Genomic DNA, 16998 nt, shown 5'->3' with positions numbered 1-16998 from the left:
GTGGGAGGTACTCCAGAGGGTACAACGAAAACGGTCAGTGGGAGCGGGCGGGTGAGGCGTTTCTCTACGGGTGCTGACCCAGTCGGCTACGACTTCGGTACGACGGTCGAACTTCTCGCCCGATACGGTCAGCCGATCTTGATAGCCATTAGCCAACTACGCACTATGGACTTTCTGTTTCCCCGGATGTCCCGGCTGTATCAGGATGCCCTTGACTCCGAGCTGCTGTTCCGGCAGACGGTGCCGGTGGCCGCGGTTGGTGCCCGGATCGGTGCCGATCGGGAGGTGCTGGCTGAGTACCTGAAGATTTACGCACTGGGTCAGACCCTCATCCTCAACAACATGGACCGCCACCTCGACCTTTCGGCTTCCTACAGCATCCGCGACCCGGCCTTGCTGCTTGCCGATGTCAACTCGACCATGTGCCTCTCGGTGACCAGCCTGCTGACGATGGTCCGCGAGGCGACGCTCACACCAGCAGGCGTTCGGGCACTACCGGTGATGGCCGAGGTGACGGTGGAAATCGTGCAGTCCATGTACGACAACTACGCCGCCCGCTTCGACGCAGCGCCGCTCGAAGACGGAGACAGCCTTGTGAACTGGTATCGAATGGATGTCAGGTCTCGACACCTCGGATCTGGCTTCTACTCGTCTGGCCTACTCGGACTGCTTGCCTATCTCGGGAAGACCGTGCCGGATGGCTTGGCCGACGAGCTCCGCGACATGCGCCGGTTGAGACAGCGGGTGGACGAACTGGCGGACCTGTTCGAGGACACCGTTACTGGGCTGGTGAGCTACCCGGTCGCCAAGGGGCTCGCCGAGCCGACGCTCAACGCGCACCTGCGCCATTCGATCAGCAAGCTCTGGACCCGGGCGCAGCAGGTCATCGGCAGCCACGGCAGGCATGCTGGTGTGCTCAACCGGGCGCTGGCCGACGATCCTGAGCTGAACGAGACGCACAGCGCCATCTTGGAGATGCTGGTGTCGGGTGGCATCATGCGGGAGTGCTACCGGGAGGCCGATACCCTCTGGCGTGAGATCGCGCTCGGCCTCGATGCTCTGGACCCTCGGTTCGGTGAGCCGCTCCTGGCGATCATCGACCTCAAGCGGGCGCTGCTCGACCGCCTGGCGATGAATGGCTGGCAGAACAACCCACCTCCGCACACGTTCCAGGACATGATCGAAGCAGCGGGATTGGAAGCGACGACATGACGAGTGCCGAGAGCCGGCTCGAAAACTCTGCCAAGGCTGTCATCCTCGATGGCGACAGGGTGCTCCTGCTGAAGTATGTGGACCGCAAGATGGGGCTCGGGGTCTGGTACTCGCTGCCCGGCGGTCGGCAGCAGTACGGCGAGACGCTGACCGAAACTCTGATCCGTGAATGCCAGGAGGAAATCGGCGCGGACGTGATGCCAGGGCGCCTGCTCTTCGTTCGTGAGTACATTCACGCGCGCCACGAACTGGCCGGGAAGGGGCGCGATCAACACAAGATCGAGTTCTACTTTCTCGCGGAACTCAAATCGGACTTGTCCGCCGACTACCTGGCCGCAGACGATGTCTCCGACGAAGGCCAGCAGGGGATGCGCTGGTGCAACCTCGCCGACCTGCGGCAACTCAACATCTTTCCCACCGGTCTTCGTACGCTGGAGGACGTGGTGAACGCCAGCACGGACACCTACTGGGGCGACACGTACTGACGGAAGATCTCCAGGTCGCCGGAAAAGGTGTCCGTGCTGGGCCAGGGAAGGTCGCTACAGGTGGCAGGGCACCGACCTGTCACGACACTCGATAAACGCCCTCGATGCTCGGAGCGGGGATGCCGCTGGCCGACCGGGGTGCGTCAGTCGAACAGGACCACTGTGCGGGCGCCTTCGCCCCGGGCCATCCGGGCCAGCGCCTCCGGTGCGTCGTCGAGGGTGATCCGGTCGGTGACCAGGAAGTCCAGGTCGAGGGTGCCGTCGAGCACTGCGCGGGCCAGTTCGGGCACGTCGCGGTCCGGGTCGGAGGAGCCGTACACCGAGGAACGCAGGGTGCGGGCCGAGTGGAAGATCTCCAGGGCGCTGAGCCCTACCATGTCGTCCTTGGCGCCCATGCCGACCACGATGACCTGCCCGCCGCGGCGGGTGGCCCGCCAGGCGGCGCGGATGGTGGCGGCCCGGCCGACGCACTCGACCGCGTGGTCGACGCCCCGGCCGTCGGTGAGTGACCGTACCGCGCGGCTGAGGGTGTCGTCGGCGAGCAGGAAGTCGGTGGCCCCGGCCGCGTACGCCAGCTCGGCTTTGGCGGGTGCGACGTCGACGGCGATGACGCGGGCGGCACCTGCGGCGCGGGCGGCGGCGACCGCCGAGAGGCCGACGCCGCCGAGACCGATGACGGCCACCGAGTCGCCGGGACGGACGTCGGCGGTACGGCGGATCGCGCCGACACCGGTGAGCACCGCGCAGCCGAGCAGCGCGGCGGTGGGGAAGGGCAGCTCCGGCGGTACGGTGACCACTGCCTGCTGCGGCACCACCACCTGCTCGGCGAGCGCGCCGAGGCCGAGGGTGACGTGCAGCGGCTCGCCGTCGATGGTGTGCCCGGCGGTGGCGGCGGGGGTGCCGGAGCGTTCGCAGAGCCACGGTTCGCCGTGCCCGCAGTACCAGCAGACGCGGCACGGGGGCGCCCAGTCGAGCACCACGTGGTCGCCGACGGCGATCCGGTCGACGTCGTCGCCGACCTCGACCACCACGCCCGCGGCCTCGTGGCCGAGCAGCAGCGGGTACGGCGCGGCGATGGTGCCGTCGACCATGGACAGGTCGGAGTGGCAGACCCCGGCCGCCCGGACCGCCACCCGCACCTGCCCGGAGCCGGTGGCGGGCAGCTCGACAGGTTCCACCCGGGGCGGTTTGCCGACGCCCCGAACCACCAGGCCCCTCACCGTTGGATCGCCTTCACTTCGCTGAACTCCTCAAGCCCGTGCACGCCCAGCTCACGGCCGACGCCGGACTGCTTGTAGCCGCCGAACGGGGCGAGCGGGTTGAACGGCGCGCCGTTGATGTCGACGGCACCGGTACGCAGCCGGCGGGCCACCCGCAGCGCCCGGTCCTCGTCACCGGACCAGACCGCGCCGGCCAGGCCGTAGCGGGAGTTGTTGGCGACCCGTACCGCGTGGTCGTCGTCGTCGACCGGGATGACCGCCAGGACCGGCCCGAAGACCTCCTCCTGCGCGAGGGCGCTGTCGGGGTCGACGTCGGCGATGACGGTGGGGGCGACGAACCAGCCCCGCTGCGGGACGGGGGCGTCCAGGCCGCCGGCCACCAGCCGGCCGCCGTCGGCCAGGCCCCGGGTGATGTGGTCGCGTACCCGGTCCCGCTGCTGGGCGGAGACCAGCGGGCCGAGTCGGGTGGCCGGGTCGAGCGGGTCACCGAGCTGGTAGCCGTCGGTGGCCTTGGCGGCCAGGTCGAGGGCCTCGTCGTAGCGGTCCCGGTGCACCAGCATCCTGGTCCAGGCGGTGCAGGTCTGGCCCGAGTTGAGGAAGGCGTTGCCGACGCCCACCTTGACCGCGCTGGCCAGGTCGGCGTCGTCGAGGACCACGTTCGCCGACTTGCCGCCCAGCTCCAGCGACACCCGGGCGATCCGGTCGGCGGCCAGGTGCGTGATCCGCCGGCCGGTGGCGGTGGAGCCGGTGAAGGAGACCAGGTCCACGCCAGGATGGCCGGCGAGCGCCTCGCCGACCACCGGTCCGGTGCCGGTGACCAGGTTGACCACGCCGGGCGGCAGGCCGGCCTCGTCGATGGCGTCGAAGAGCAGGTACGCGGTCAGCGGGGTCAGTTCGCTCGGCTTCAGCACCAGCGTGCAACCGGCAGCCAGGGCGGGCGCCAGCTTGGCGACGATCTGGTGCAGCGGATAGTTCCACGGGGTGATCGCGCCGACCACGCCTACGGGTTCGCGTACCACAAGGGAGTTGCCCACGGTCTGCGGCGCGGGCGGGTGGGCGGCCAGGTCGACGTAGCTGCGCAGCACGGTCAGCGGCAGTCCGGCCTGGACGCGGGTGGCGACCTTCAGCGGGGTGCCGAGTTCCGCGGCGACGGTGTGCGCGATGTCGTCGGCGCGGGCGGTCAGGGCGGCGTGCAGCTGGTCGAGGTGGGCGGCCCGGTCGGCGGGGTCGGTCGCCGCCCAGCCCTCGAAGGCGGCCCGCGCGGCGGCCACGGCCCGGTCGACGTCGTCGGCCGTGCCGGCCGGGACGGTGCCGATGACCTCCTCGGTCGTCGGGTTGTGCACCTCCAGCGGCTGCCCGCTCTCGGCACGCACCCAGCGTCCGTCGAGGTAGAAGTCGGTCCGTACGGATTCCATGGGCTCCTCACCTCGACTAAAACTAGCGGTGCAAGTTTGGACTCTAGTACGCCGGGCCGCTCGGCGGGAGGGGCGGCAGCGGGCCGACGACGCGTTCGTACGTGTGCGTCAGCCCGTCGATGAGCGCCTCCAGGCCCAGCGCGAAGGCGCCCTCGTCGACCTGTTGCTGGTGCTCGGCGAGGCGGTGGGCCTGGCTCAGGTGCGGGTACTGCTCGGCGTAGAGCCCCGGATCCTCCACGAAGCCCTGGGCGAAGGAGCTGAGCGCGGAACCCATCACGAAGTAGCGCATCAGCGCGCCGATGTGCGTCGCCCGGGCGGGTGGCCAGCCTGCCGCGACCAGCCCGCCGTAGACGGCGTCGGCCATGGCCAGCGCCGCCGGGCGTCGACCCGGACCCTGGGCCAGGTGCGGGACGATGTTCGGATGGGCGGCGAGGGCGGCCCGGTAGGAGTGGCCCCAGCGACGCAGCGCCTCACGCCAGTCGACCTCGGCGAAGAACGACACGTCGACCTGGCCGGTGATGCTGTCCGCGACCGCGTCGAGGATCTCGTCCTTGGTGCCGAAGTGGTTGTAGAGCGAGGGCCCGCGCACGCCCAGCGCGGCGGCGAGCCGGCGGGTGGAGAACGCGTTGAGCCCTTCGGCGTCGATCAACGCGGCAGCGGCCTCGACGATCCGCTCCCTGCTGAGCAGGGCCTGTCGCGGCCGGGGCATGGCGTCCTCCTTCGGGTGGGTGGCTCGCGGGGAACTTTGCCACACCGGGGTCTGGACAGCATAAAACTTGCACCGCTAGTTTACTGCCATGGACCTTCACCTCTCCGCCGAGCAGGTCGCGGTCCGCGCGCTCGCCGCCGAGTTCGTCAACCGCGAGGTGGTGCCGCACGCGACGGCCTGGGACCGGCGCGAGGCGGTCGACCCCGGCATCGTCGGCAAGCTCGGCGAGGTCGGCTTCCTCGGCCTCACCATCGCCGAGGAGTACGGCGGATCCGGCGGCGACCACCTCGCGTACTGCCTGGTGCTTGAGGAACTCGGCCGGGGCGACTCGGCCGTCCGGGGCATCGTGTCGGTCTCGCTCGGCCTGGTCGCCAAGTCGATCGCCACCCACGGCAGCCCGGAACAGCGGGAACGGTGGCTGCCTCAGCTTTGCTCCGGCACCGCGCTCGGCTGCTTTGCGCTCACCGAGCCGGACAGCGGCTCGGACGCGGCGGCGCTGACCACCCGCGCGGTCCGCGACGGCGACGACTGGCTGCTGACCGGCCGCAAGACGTTCATCACCAACGGCACCACCGCCGACGTGGCGCTGATCTTCGCCCGTACCGGCGGCCCGGGCCACCGGGGAATCACCGCGTTCCTGGTGCCGACCGACAGCCCCGGCCTGACCCGGTCGGAGATCAAGGGCAAGCTGGGCCTGCGCGGGCAGGCCACCGCCGAACTCGTCCTCGATGCCGTCCGGGTGCCCGACACCGCCCGCCTCGGCGACTGCGGTGCCGGCTTCAAGCTGGCGCTGGCCACCCTCGCCAAGGGACGGATGTCGGTCGCCGCCGGCTGCGTCGGCATCGCCCAGGGCTGCCTGGACGCCGCCGTCGGCTACGCCGGAACCCGTACGCAGTTCGGCAAGCCGATCGCCGGGCACCAGCTCGTGCAGCAACTGCTCGCCGGCATCGCGGTCGACACCGCCGCCGCGCGACTGCTGGTCTGGCGGGTCGCCGACCTGATCGACCGGGGTCAGCCGTTCGCCACCGAGGCGTCGATGGCGAAGCTGTTCGCCAGCGAGGCCGCCGTCCGCGCGGCAAACGACGCCATCCAGGTCTTCGGCGGGTACGGCTACATCGACGAGTATCCGGTCGGCAAGTACCTGCGCGACGCCCGCGTCGCCACCCTCTACGAGGGCACCAGCCAGATCCAGCAGCTACTCATCGGGCGGGCGCTCACCGGCGTCAACGCCTTCTGAACCCGCGAGAGGAACCGTGAGCACATGGACTTCGGGCTGTCCGACGAGGAACGGGCCATCCGCGACACCGCCCGCGACTTCATCACCCGCGAGGTCATGCCGTTGGAGCAGGAGCTGCTGCGTCGCGAGCGGGCCCACCAACCCGGCCTGGAACGCTCCGAGCTGAGGGAGTTGCAGCTCAAGGCCCGCAAGTTCGGCTTCTGGGGGTTGGCCACGCCGGCGGAGTACGGCGGCATGGACCTGCCCGCCGTCGTCCAGTCGCTGATCTGGACGGAGATCGGCCGCAGCTTCGTGCCGTTCCGTTTCGGCGGCGAGGCGGACAACATCCTCTTCCACGCCACCGAGGAGCAGCGGCAGGAGTTCCTGCTGCCCACCATCGAGGGGGAGCGGAACTCCTGCTTCGCCATCACCGAGCCGGGCGCCGGCTCCGACGCCGCCAACATCCGGTTCCGGGCCCGGCGCGACGGTGACGACTGGATCCTCAACGGCGAGAAGACCTTCATCACCGGCGGCAACGAGGCCGACTTCGCCATCGTCATCGCGGTCACCGACCCGGAGCGCGGGGCCCGCGACGGCGGAGCGACCGCGTTCCTGGTGGACCGGGCGATGGGCTGGCGGTCGGAGTTCATCCCCACCATGGGCGAGGGCGGGCCCGCCTCGCTGTTCTTCGACGACGTACGGGTGCCGAACCGCAACATCCTCGGCGAGGTCGGGCAGGGCTTCACCCTCGCCATGCAGTGGATCGGCAAGGGGCGTTACACCATCCCCTCGCACGCCGTGGGCATCGCCGAACGCGCGCTGCGGATGGCCATCGACTACGCCAACACCCGGGAGACCTTCGGGTCCAGGATCGGCACCAACCAGGCCATCCAGTGGATGATCGCCGACTCGGAGACCGAGCTGGAGGCGGCCCGCTGGCTGATCCTGCGGGCCGCGTGGACGGTCGACGCCGGCCTGGACCCGAGGCACGCCTCCTCGATGGCGAAGCTCTACGGCGCCGGCATGGTCAACCGGGTGGTCGACCGGGTCATGCAGATCCACGGCGGGATGGGCTACACCCGCGAGCTGCCGATCGAACGCTGGTACCGGCAGGTGCGGCTGTACCGGATCTTCGAGGGCACCGACGAGATGCAGCGACTGATCATCTCCCGCGACCTGCTGCGCGGGTACACGAAGCTCGGAGGGCATCTGGGATGAGGCGCTTCGCCAGCATCGACGAGTTGGCCGGCGCGGTCGGCGAGCGACTCGGGCCGGGCCCGTGGTTCCCCATCGACCAACGCCGGGTGAACCTGTTCGCCGACGCCACCGACGACCACCAGTGGATCCACCTCGACCAGGAACGGGCGGCGGCCGGGCCGTACGGCGGCACCATCGCCCACGGCTACCTGACACTCGCCCTGCTGCCCGCCCTGGTCGGCCGCCTCTACCGGGTGGACGGGGTGCGAATGGGGGTCAACTACGGCCTCAACCGGGTCTGCTTCCCCGCCCCGGTACGCGTCGGCAGCTCGGTGCGGGTCGTCGCCACCATCGACCAGGTCAGCCCGTTCGACGGCGGAGCGCAACTGGTGGCCACGGTGACAGTGGACGGCGACGGTGGCGGCAAGCCGGTCTGCGTGGCCGAGACGGTGAGCCGGTTGTACGTGGACCCGCCCCGATGACCGCGCTCTCCCCGGCGACCGTGCTGGCCGGTTCCGCCGACCGGCACGCCGACACCGTCGCCGTCGTCGACGGCCGGGCCCGCGTCACGTACGCCGAATTGTGGTTGGAGGCCCGCTGCTACGGCGCCGGGCTGCGGGCCGCCGGGGTCCGCGACGGCGACGCGGTGGCCCTGCTCGCGCCGAACGTGGTGGATTTCCCCCGGGTCTACTACGGCGCCCTCGCCGCCGGTGCGGTCGTCCTACCGGTCGGCGTGCCGGTCGGTCCGCACGCCGACCACCTGGCCCGGGAGGCGAGGCTGCTGGTCTGCCACACCTCGCAACTGGCGGCCGGGCGGCGGCTCAGTGCGCGGGCCGGCGTACCGCTGCTCACGGTCGGTCCGACCCGGGGCCTGTCCGGCGTACCCCGGTTGGAAGATCTTTGTGACACCCCACCCGGCGGTGCTGCCACGTTCGCGGACCCCGACGTCGACCCGGCCGGCGAGCCGGACGGCACCGACGTGGTGCTCGGCTGCCTGCCGCTGGGCGGCCGGTTCGGCCGGGCCGTCGCCCTGACCGGCACCTTCCGGGCGGGGGCGACCCTGGTGCTGCTGAGCCGCTTCACCGGCCCGGCCGCGCTGGACCTCATGCTGCGCGAGGAGGTCACCGTCTTCCACGGCACGTCGGCGATGTACGCGGCGCTGCTCGACGCGGCCCGGGGCCGCCGGGTACTGCCCCGGCTGCGTCACTGCGTGAGCCGGGCACCGCTGCCGCCGTCCCTGCGGCAGCGCTTCACCAGCACCTTCGACACGGTCGTCCACGTGGCCGAGGGGGAGCGCGACTCGCCCGTGCCGGAACCGTCCGCCGGCAGGCCGCGCCCGGCCCGGCGGCTGCGCTCGCGTCGATTCGGCTGCCACGGTGAGCGGTACCGGTACGGGCCGGCGAGCTAGCGCGGCGGCGGTCGCCGGACCCAGACCCGGCGCGGTTCCGATCGCCGTGCGGGCCGTCCGACGCCCTCGCCTACGATTCGCCAATGATCGGAAATGAGCCGGCGGCGGCCGAGGTGCGGCTGCGCCCGATGACGGCGGACGACGCCGACCGGGTACTGGCGATCTACCAGGCCGGGCTGGACGGCGGGAACGCCAGCTTCGAGACCGTCGCGCCGTCCTGGACTGACTTCGACGCCGGCCGGTTGCCGGCGCACCGGCTGGTGGCGGTCGACGGAGACGGGACGCTCATCGGCTGGATCGCCGTGTCGCCGACCTCGGCCCGGGCGGTCTACGCCGGGGTGGTGGAGCACTCCGTCTACGTCGACCCGGTCGCCCAGGGGCGGGGCGTGGCCCGGCTGCTGCTCGACGCGCTTATCGAGTCGACCGACGCGGCGGGCATCTGGACGATCCAGTCCGGCGTCTTCCCGGAGAACACCGCCAGCCTGGCGCTGCACCGGCGGGCCGGGTTCCGGGTGGTCGGCACCCGCGAACGGGTGGGCCGCCACCACGGCCGCTGGCGCGACGTCGTCCTGCTGGAGCGCCGCAGCCCGGTGGTGGACTGAACCGCGTCGGCGGGGGGCCGGCGAGCCGCCGGCCCCCCGCCTGCGGTGCTACGGGTACTGCTCCAGGTAGACCGGAGCGCCGACCCGGTCCATGTCGGCCGCCTCGCCGACGCCGTTGACCACGTGGTCGATGGTGCCGGCGCTGAGGTTCACCGTCATGATGTGGCGCAGCCGGACGCCGGGGCGTACCGGCACCTCGAAGCCGTTCTCGGTACGGATCGACGGGTTGTTCTGGTTGAACACGTACACCCCGCCGCCGTGCAGCGTGTGGTGCCGGACCCGGTCGCCGACCTTGTAGCCGGCCCACCCGTTGACCTTGCCGTTGTGCCAGTCCGCCTGGGTGGGCGGGTCGTAGGGCAGCTCGTTCTGGTAGAGGATCGTGGTGCCGTGCTCACCGTTCCACACGGTGTTGTACCGCTGGAAGTGCTCGACGAACAGGCCGGTGGCGGTGACGTGGTCGCCGTTGACGACGACGCCGTAGCGACCGGTGTTGGTACGCCAGCGGTCGGTGTCGCCGTTGACGCCCTCGGTGAAGCCCTCGACGCCGTGGTCGCCCCGCCACACCCAGGTGTGGTCGATCAGGACGTGGTCGCTGTTGACCTCCAGCGCGGTGTCCGTCCTGCCGATGTGTGGGCCGCCGACCCGGAAGTACACGTCGGAGAGCGTGATCGGGTTACGCGGGGTGCTGTGGTTGCGGCCGTGCTTGCGGCCGACCCGCAGCAGCACCGGTGATTCCTTCAGACCCGCGTCGATGGTGACCCCGGCGACGACCACGCCGGGCACCCCGGCGACGTTGAGCGGCACCGCGCCGTCGACTGCGGTCAGGGTGGCGTGCCCGATGCCGAGCACGATCGTGTCTGGCCGGCGGACCTCGATGCTGCGGGCCACGTCGTACACCCCGGGGGTCAGCAGCAGGTGCCGGCCCCGGGCGAGTTCACGGTTGATGACGTGCACCGGGTCGGACGGCCGGGCGACGAAGAAGTCGCTGATCGGGATGGTCCGTCCCGGCGTCATCCGGGTACCCCAGGTGATGCCGCGCGTGTCGCGGCGCACGGCCGGCACCCGGACCTGGTACTTGCCCCTGGCGTCGACGAAGAGGTACGGCTTCTCCCGGCTCAACGGGGTCGTGTCGAGCGTCGTGTACGGCGGGTCGGGGAAACCGGCGTCGTCGGGAGCGCCGACCACCCCGGCGAACACCTGGTTCCACACGGCGTTGGACCAGCTCTCGACCTCGCTGTTGCGGGTCAGCCACTGCTGCTGTGAGCCGTTGGTGGTGGCCGGCAGCCGGGAGTCGGCGATGAAGCCGCCGCTTGCGTACTGCGGCCCGTTGGTGCAGTAGTCCATCAGCGACAGTCCGCCGCCGCTGATGTCGAGCCGGCGCATCGACACGGCCTGGGACACCGCCCAGAAGTTGGCCGTGGCGCGGCAGTCGTCCTGGCCGGTGGCGTTGATGCGCAGTGACAGGTTGCTCAGCGTGCGCCAGAAGTTGACGAGCGCGATGCAGTTGGCGGTGCCACCCTCGGTGAGACAGCGGTTGTACGCCTCGACCTTGCCGTTGATGACCACGTCGGTGGGGGAGGCGCCGAGGCCGGAGATCTCGGTGTAGTAGCCCACCTTGATCTGGAGCGGCTGGTCGGCCGTGCCGTAGTGGCCCGGCCGGAACAGGTAGGCGTGCCGGGTGGTGCCCATCTCGTTGTCGACCTGCGCGGCGTGGGCCGCGTCGAGGGTCGCCTGGATCTGGCTGACCGGCATGCTCGGGTCGAAGATCGTGACGTTGGGCCCGAAGGTGGGGCCGGCCGGTCGGGGCGGGCCCGCGCTGACCGGGGTGTTCGTGGCGACCGCGGCGGTGGTCAGCACCAGCCCGAAGGCCAGTGCCCGGCCGAGTCGCCGGTGCGGTGGTGGGGTCGGCATGCGTTCGTCCTTCCCGTCGGGCCGGTTGCTGGCGGGCCCGACGACACGGTGGACCAGGTCTGTGAGAGCGCTCTCTCGCCGAGATGTTTCTACCCCGTAACGCCGCCGTACGCCATGCCTGGAGCGGATCGGGCTGCGGTCGACACCGTTCCGGCGCAACGGCGGGCCCCGGACGCGCCGAGCGCCGCCGTCCCGCCAGGACGGTGCCGATCACCGGGCGGGCGTCACCCGGCCAGTGCTGCGGGATCGCGTTGTCGGCCGCCGCGTCGGCGGGCGAGCGCACCGACGACGACGTCGACGACCAGGAAGCCGAGCAGCGGGATGCCGAACCACGGCAGCGCCCAGCCGACCGCGACGACCACCGGCACACCGAGCAGCACCACCCACCACGGCAGCCCGCGCAGGCCACCACGCGCCGGTGGCGCGCCCACCGGGGCCCGCCGGTCGGCCCGGGTCGGGCGGCGCTGCCACCACATCCGGCAGCCCCACACGATGACGCAGAGCAGACCGACAGCCAGCGCGGCCAGCAGGATCTGGTTGACCACGCCGAAGAGCAGTCCCATGTGGGCCTGTACGCCGAGGGCGCTGAGCTTGGCCAGCAGCGACCAGCCGGCGAAGTCGTTGCGCGCCGTGACCGCGTTGGTGGCCGGGTCGACGGCGACCTGGTCCAGCCGCACCGGCCAGGCGTTGTCGGTCTGGGCGACCGCCCAGGCGGTACCGGGCGCACCCGGGCTGATCTCGACCGGCCCGGACAGGCCCGCGTCGCGGGCCACCGCCAGGACCCGGTCGAAGGTGGCCGGATCGGCAGCTGCCGGCGCTGACGCGCCGCCGTGCTGGTGCTCGCCGCCACCGGCACTCGGGGCACCGTCCAACGTGGTGGACAGCACCGGCCGCCGGGCGTCGAGCGCGTCCAGCCCGGTGCCGAAGTTCGCACCGGCGAAGCGGGACCAGGTCAGCCCGGTGGCCGCGAGGAACAGCAGGCCGACGGCGAGCCAGACGCCGGTGGTGGCGTGCCAGCTCCGGGTCCGCCGTACCCCCTTGGCGGCGGACAGGTCCGGCACCAGCAGGTGTTTGGCGCGACCACGTCCGTTGTTCCGGCGACGCCACCACAGGATGATGCCGCCGAGCGCCAGTACCCACAGCCAGCTGGCGGCGATCTCGGAGTAGTGCCGCCCGAACTCGCCCAGGTGCAGGTTGCGGTGCAGGTCGTCGAGCCAGGTGGTGGCCGGGGTGGAGCCGAACCAGGTGGTGAGCTGCCCCTGCACCGCACCGGTGTACGGGTCGACGTAGACGGTGTGCTGCTTCTCGCCCAACTCTTCAAGGGCGAAGACGACCCGGGTCGTCTGGTCGCCGGTGCCCGGGGCCACCGACACCAGATCGCCGGTCGGGTGGGCGTTGCGGGCCGCGGTGACCTGGTCGGCCAACGACCTCCGTTGCTCGCCGACGCTGGCGACGGTGAGCTGGTCGCCGTAGAGAAGCTGATCCAGCTGCGGCGTGACGGTGTACGCCAGGCCGGTCAGCGCGGCGACCACCAGGAACGGGGCGATCAGGACCCCGGCGTAGAAGTGCAGGCGCAGCAGCAACGCCGCCAGCGGCGCGGCGCGTCGTGGTGATCGGGCGGGCACCGCGGGTGCCGGGCCGGGGACGGACTCCGGCGCGGACTCGCCGGACAATTCGGTCAGAGACATGCGTGTTCCGATCGGGTTGGGAGGTCATGCTGCGGACCTGGCCCGTGCCCTTCGGGTCAGTGCTGCCTGCCGTCGCCCGGATGCCCGCCGCTCGATCACCTAGTCGGACGGCGGGCCGTGCTGGTTCCCGCGACTCCGAGCGCGCGCGAATCGTCCACTCGCCGGCTGGGTGCCTCGGCATCGGCCGGGTGCCGGCGGTCCGGAAGGTACCCTCGGCCGGTGTTCTCGCCCAACGGCCCGTCGCTACGGGAGCTGTGCGTCCAGGCGCTCTCCTCGGTGGAGCGCGGCTACGACCTGCTGGCGCCGAAGTTCGACCACACGCCCTTCCGTACGCCGGACAGCGTTCTCCGCGCGACCGCGCAAGCGCTTACCGAAGTCGGGGCCTTCGACAATGGGTTGGACGTGTGCTGCGGCACGGGCGCGGGGATGCAGGTCCTCAGCTCCCTGTGTCGGGATCGGATCACGGGCGTGGACTTCAGCGCCGGGATGCTCGCGCAGGCCCGCCGCGCATTCCCGGAGGCCAGCTGGGTGCGGGCCGACGCTCGGGCCCTGCCGTTCACCGAGGGGTTCGATCTCGCGGTCAGCGCCGGCGCGCTCGGGCATTTCCTGCCGGAGGAACGGCCCGCGCTCTTCGCGGGGGTCCACCGGGCGCTGCGGCCGGGTGGGCTGTTCGCCATTCCGATCGGTACGCCGTCGCCGCGTACCTCGGTCGCGCACTGGGTCACCCGCGGGTTCGACCTGACCATGCGGGTGCGCAACGCCGTGTGGCGCCCGCCGTTCGTGATGTACTACCACACCACCAGCCTCTCCGCGCTGCGTGACGACCTGACGGCGGTCGGCTTCACCGCGACCGACACCGCCCTGACCGGTCTGGGTCAGCACCGCGACGGCAGCCCACGGTTCCGGCTCATCCTCGCGCGCAAGCGCTGAGGTCCCTCACCTTCCGCGCTCAGACCTCGGGTAGGCCGACGTAGTTCTCCGCGAGGCTTGTCGCGTACGCCGGGGAGGTGGTGACGTACCGCAGGGTCGCCGACTGGAGCTTCGCCTCGTACGGGTCGTCGGCGTTGAGCCGGTGCAGCATCGACGTCATCCACCAGGAGAACTGCTGCGCCCGCCAGACCCGGCGCAGCGCGGTACGCGAGTAGCCGTCCAGCAGGTGGGTGCTGCCGTCGGCGTACCAGGCAGCGAAGGCGACACCGAGCAGCGCGACGTCGGCCAGCGCCAGGTTCATGCCCTTGGCACCGGTCGGCGGCACGATGTGCACCGCGTCGCCGGCCAGGTACAGCCGCTGCCACTGCATCGGCTCGACCACCAGGCTGCGCAGCGGGGTGATCGACTTCTCCAGCACCGGCCCCTCGTTGAGCGTCCAGTTCGGCACCGTCTCCAACCGGGTCCGCAGCTCGGCCCAGATCCGCTCGTCCGGCCAGTCGGCGATGTCCTCGTCGGCCGGCACCTGGAGATACAGCCGGGAGATCTGCGGCGAGCGCATGCTGTAGAGGGCGAAGCCGCGCTCGTGATGGGCGTAGATCAGCTCCTCCACCGCGGGCGGGGCGGCGGCGAGCACGCCCAGCCAGGCGAACGGGTAGGTGCGCTCGTAGGTGGTCAGCACCCCGTCGGGCACCGTCGGTCGGCTGATCCCGTGGTAGCCGTCGCAACCGACCACGAAGTCGCAGTGCAACTCCTCGTCCCGGCCCTGGTGCCGGAAGTGGATCACCGGGGCGCTGTCCAGCCCGGACAGCCGGTCGGCGGGTGCCTCGAACAGGATCGTCCCGCCCGCCGCCAGCCGGGCGGCGATCATGTCCTTGACCACCTCCTGCTGGCCGTACACCGTGATCGCCCGGCCGGTCAGCTCGGTCATCGGCACCCGGTGCGACTCGCCGTCGAAGCGCAGCTCGATGCCCTCGTGCCGCATCCCCTCCCGGTCCAGGCGTGCCCCCAGGCCGGTGTCTCGCAGCAGGTCGACCGAGCCCTGTTCGAGCACGCCCGCGCGTAGCCGGTGCTCCACATACTCCCGGCTACGGCTCTCGACCACCACCGAGTCGATCCCGTGCCGGTGCAGCAGGTGCGACAGCATGAGACCGGCCGGTCCCGCTCCGATGATGCCGACCTGGGTACGCATCCATGCCTCCTTGGGGCCTAGAACGGGTAGCGGGTGATGTCGCCCTGCATCGTGAGCCACTGCGTCTCGGTGAACGCCTCGATGTTCGCCGCCGCCCCACCGAAGCGGGAACCGGTGCCGGACGCACCGACCCCGCCGAACGGCGCCACCGCCTCATCGCTGACGGTCTGGTCGTTGATGTGCACGATGCCACTGGGAATGCGCTCGGCCAGCGCCATCGCCTTCATCACGTCGCGGCTGAGGATGCCGAGCGACAGCCCGTACTCGCTGGCGCCGGCCAGCGCCGCCGCCTCGTCCAGGTCGCTGAAGGCGAGCACCGGGGCGACCGGGCCGAACACCTCCTGCGCGTACGCCGGGGTGGTCGGGGTGACATCGGCGAGCACGGTGGGCCGGTAGAACAGCCCCTCGTAGCTGCCACCGGCGGCCAGCCGGGCACCCGCGTCCACGCTCGACGTGACCAGCGCGTGGATCTTGTCGCGCTGCGCCTCGTCGATGATCGGCCCGAGCGCCACCTGCTCCTTGGCGGGGTCACCGACCGGCAGGTGGTCGGCCTTGGCGGCCAACTCGGTGACGTACCGCTCGGCGAGGCTCTCGTGCACCAGGTGCCGGCCGGTGGTCATGCAGATCTGCCCCTGGTGCAGGAAAGAACCCCAGGCACCGGCCGAGACGGCGAGGTCCAGGTCCGCGTCGTCGAGCACCACCAGCGCCGAGTTGCCACCCAGCTCCAGATGCGCCCGCTTCAGGTGCCGGGCAGCGGCCTCACCGACCTTGCGGCCCGCGGCGGACGACCCGGTGAAGCTGATCACCCGTACGCGCGGGTCGGCGACCAGCGCCTCGCCGGTCGCGACGCCGCCCGGCAGCACGTGCAGCAGGCCCTCGGGCAGCCCCGCCTCCTCGAAGATCCGGGCGATGGACAGCCCACCGCAGACCGCCGTACGCAGGTCCGGTTTGAGCACCACCGCGTTGCCCAGCGCCAGCGCCGGGGCAACCGAGCGGATCGCCAGGATCAGCGGAGCGTTGAACGGCGAGATGACGCCCACCACGCCGACCGGTAGCCGGCGGGCCAGGCTGAGCCGGGGCTGGGCGCTCGGGATGATCTCACCGAGCGACTGCGAGGGCAGCGTCGCGGCCTCGTAGCACTCCTGCGCGGCGGTACCGGTCTCCAGGCCGCCCTTGGGCGGGATCGACCCGGACTCGCGGACCACCCACTCGCCGACCTCGGCGGCGTGCTGCTCCCACAACGCGCCGGCCCGGCGCAGCACGGCGGCCCGCTCGGTGTAGCTGGTGGCGGCCCAGGCCCGCTGCGCGGCGGCGGCCCGGATGCTGGCCCGCGCGACGTCGTCGGCGTCGGCCACGCCGACCTGGCCGATCTCCTCGCCGGTGGCGGGGGCACGAACGGTGGCGGTGCCGCCGGAGGCCCGTACCCAGCCGTCGCTGTAGATCCGGCCGTGCCAGGTGTCGGTGTCGAGCAGGGGCATGGTGATCCTCCTTGCGCCGCAGGTGGGACAGGCACGGGCGGTGGCCGGCGGGATGGTTCCGGCCACGCCTGATACGTGCGGCGGCCCGGCGGTAGCCGGGGCCGACCGCGCGCGTCGCTTGTTCGCTTGCCGAACAGGCGTTCTCATCAAGGACATTTGCACGGGACTCGGCTCGCGTCAACGGATCACCGCAACATTTCTGCGACAGGTCGGACGGGTGAATCCGGCCGGCCGGGGCGCGTTGACGAACGTCACCAACGCCGATTACGTTCGAGATAAGTACGCCGGTCCGCATGCCGAACAGCGGTCGGTGGGTACGTGAAACAGGAGGCAGGGAG

The 16998-nt window shown here is 71.4% G+C and carries 16 protein-coding genes; 9 read left to right on the top strand and 7 right to left on the bottom strand.

Annotated elements, in window-relative coordinates; translation table 11 throughout:
* Positions 1 to 165 precede the first annotated feature (165 nt).
* Together O7624_RS01385 and O7624_RS01380 are read left to right on the top strand one after the other, a co-directional pair.
* Positions 166 to 1212: a hypothetical protein gene (locus O7624_RS01385; protein WP_282238583.1), complete on the top strand. Its 1047-nt coding sequence runs from the start codon at positions 166 to 168 to the stop codon at positions 1210 to 1212.
* Positions 1209 to 1697: an NUDIX domain-containing protein gene (locus O7624_RS01380; RefSeq protein WP_282238582.1), complete on the top strand. Its 489-nt coding sequence runs from the start codon at positions 1209 to 1211 to the stop codon at positions 1695 to 1697. The genes O7624_RS01385 and O7624_RS01380 overlap by 4 nt, the downstream gene beginning before the upstream one ends.
* A 143-nt stretch (positions 1698 to 1840) precedes the next feature.
* On the opposite strand, the gene O7624_RS01375 is transcribed toward O7624_RS01380, so the two are convergent.
* From O7624_RS01375 to O7624_RS01365, 3 genes are read right to left on the bottom strand one after another with little or no spacing between them, the layout of a single operon-like run.
* The gene (locus tag O7624_RS01375; RefSeq protein WP_282238581.1) at positions 1841 to 2917 is read right to left on the bottom strand and encodes an alcohol dehydrogenase catalytic domain-containing protein; all 1077 of its coding nucleotides are present in this window, start codon (positions 2915 to 2917) and stop codon (positions 1841 to 1843) included.
* The gene (locus O7624_RS01370; protein WP_282238580.1) at positions 2914 to 4332 is read right to left on the bottom strand and encodes an aldehyde dehydrogenase family protein; all 1419 of its coding nucleotides are present in this window, start codon (positions 4330 to 4332) and stop codon (positions 2914 to 2916) included. Before O7624_RS01370 ends, O7624_RS01375 begins: the two co-directional genes overlap by 4 nt.
* Positions 4333 to 4375: 43 nt before the next feature.
* Positions 4376 to 5041, bottom strand: coding sequence for a TetR/AcrR family transcriptional regulator (locus O7624_RS01365; protein ID WP_282238579.1), 666 nt, complete (start codon positions 5039 to 5041; stop codon positions 4376 to 4378).
* 88 nt (positions 5042 to 5129) lie between these two features.
* Between O7624_RS01365 and O7624_RS01360 the strand changes: the two genes are divergently transcribed.
* The 5 genes from O7624_RS01360 (at position 5130) to O7624_RS01340 (ending at position 9464) form a co-directional block, all read left to right on the top strand.
* Positions 5130 to 6278, top strand: coding sequence for an acyl-CoA dehydrogenase family protein (locus O7624_RS01360; protein WP_282238578.1), 1149 nt, complete (start codon positions 5130 to 5132; stop codon positions 6276 to 6278).
* Positions 6279 to 6302: 24 nt separating this feature from the next.
* On the top strand, positions 6303 to 7475 hold the full coding sequence (locus O7624_RS01355) for an acyl-CoA dehydrogenase family protein (RefSeq protein WP_282238577.1): 1173 nt from the start codon (positions 6303 to 6305) through the stop codon (positions 7473 to 7475).
* Positions 7472 to 7936, top strand: coding sequence for a MaoC family dehydratase (locus O7624_RS01350; RefSeq protein WP_282238576.1), 465 nt, complete (start codon positions 7472 to 7474; stop codon positions 7934 to 7936). The genes O7624_RS01355 and O7624_RS01350 overlap by 4 nt, the downstream gene beginning before the upstream one ends.
* Positions 7933 to 8862 (top strand): AMP-binding protein, encoded by a 930-nt coding sequence (locus O7624_RS01345; RefSeq protein ID WP_282238575.1) that lies wholly within the window; start codon positions 7933 to 7935, stop codon positions 8860 to 8862. The genes O7624_RS01350 and O7624_RS01345 overlap by 4 nt, the downstream gene beginning before the upstream one ends.
* An 83-nt stretch (positions 8863 to 8945) precedes the next feature.
* Positions 8946 to 9464 carry a GNAT family N-acetyltransferase gene (locus O7624_RS01340; RefSeq protein WP_282238574.1) on the top strand — a complete coding sequence of 173 codons (519 nt, stop codon included), beginning with the start codon at positions 8946 to 8948 and terminating at the stop codon, positions 9462 to 9464.
* A 48-nt stretch (positions 9465 to 9512) separates the two neighbouring features.
* Here the strand turns inward: O7624_RS01340 and O7624_RS01335 are convergent, their stop codons facing one another.
* On the bottom strand, positions 9513 to 11375 hold the full coding sequence (locus tag O7624_RS01335) for an adenylyl cyclase (protein ID WP_282238573.1): 1863 nt from the start codon (positions 11373 to 11375) through the stop codon (positions 9513 to 9515).
* A gap of 224 nt (positions 11376 to 11599) precedes the next feature.
* Positions 11600 to 13063, bottom strand: a complete 1464-nt coding sequence (locus O7624_RS01330; protein ID WP_282238572.1) for a PepSY-associated TM helix domain-containing protein — start codon at positions 13061 to 13063, stop codon at positions 11600 to 11602.
* A gap of 219 nt (positions 13064 to 13282) precedes the next feature.
* On the opposite strand from O7624_RS01330, the gene O7624_RS01325 reads away from it, so the two are divergent.
* A complete protein-coding gene (locus O7624_RS01325; protein WP_282238571.1) occupies positions 13283 to 13993 on the top strand; it encodes a class I SAM-dependent methyltransferase in 711 nt (236 codons plus the stop codon).
* Between the two features lie 19 nt (positions 13994 to 14012).
* On the opposite strand, the gene O7624_RS01320 is transcribed toward O7624_RS01325, so the two are convergent.
* Both O7624_RS01320 and O7624_RS01315 read right to left on the bottom strand, forming a co-directional pair.
* On the bottom strand, positions 14013 to 15182 hold the full coding sequence (locus O7624_RS01320) for a 4-hydroxybenzoate 3-monooxygenase (protein ID WP_282238570.1): 1170 nt from the start codon (positions 15180 to 15182) through the stop codon (positions 14013 to 14015).
* A 17-nt stretch (positions 15183 to 15199) separates the two neighbouring features.
* Entirely contained in the window at positions 15200 to 16660 is a 1461-nt protein-coding gene (locus O7624_RS01315) for a benzaldehyde dehydrogenase (protein WP_282238569.1), read from the bottom strand.
* Between O7624_RS01315 and O7624_RS01310 the strand changes: the two genes are divergently transcribed.
* Positions 16659 to 16982: a hypothetical protein gene (locus tag O7624_RS01310; protein ID WP_282238568.1), complete on the top strand. Its 324-nt coding sequence runs from the start codon at positions 16659 to 16661 to the stop codon at positions 16980 to 16982. The genes O7624_RS01315 and O7624_RS01310 overlap by 2 nt on opposite strands.
* Positions 16983 to 16998 lie beyond the last annotated feature (16 nt).

The organism is Verrucosispora sp. WMMD1129 (assembly GCF_029581255.1).
GTDB lineage: Bacteria > Actinomycetota > Actinomycetes > Mycobacteriales > Micromonosporaceae > Micromonospora > Micromonospora sediminimaris.
The sequence above is the reverse complement of the archived record's forward strand: the minus strand, read 5'-3'. Positions and strand labels throughout refer to the sequence as shown.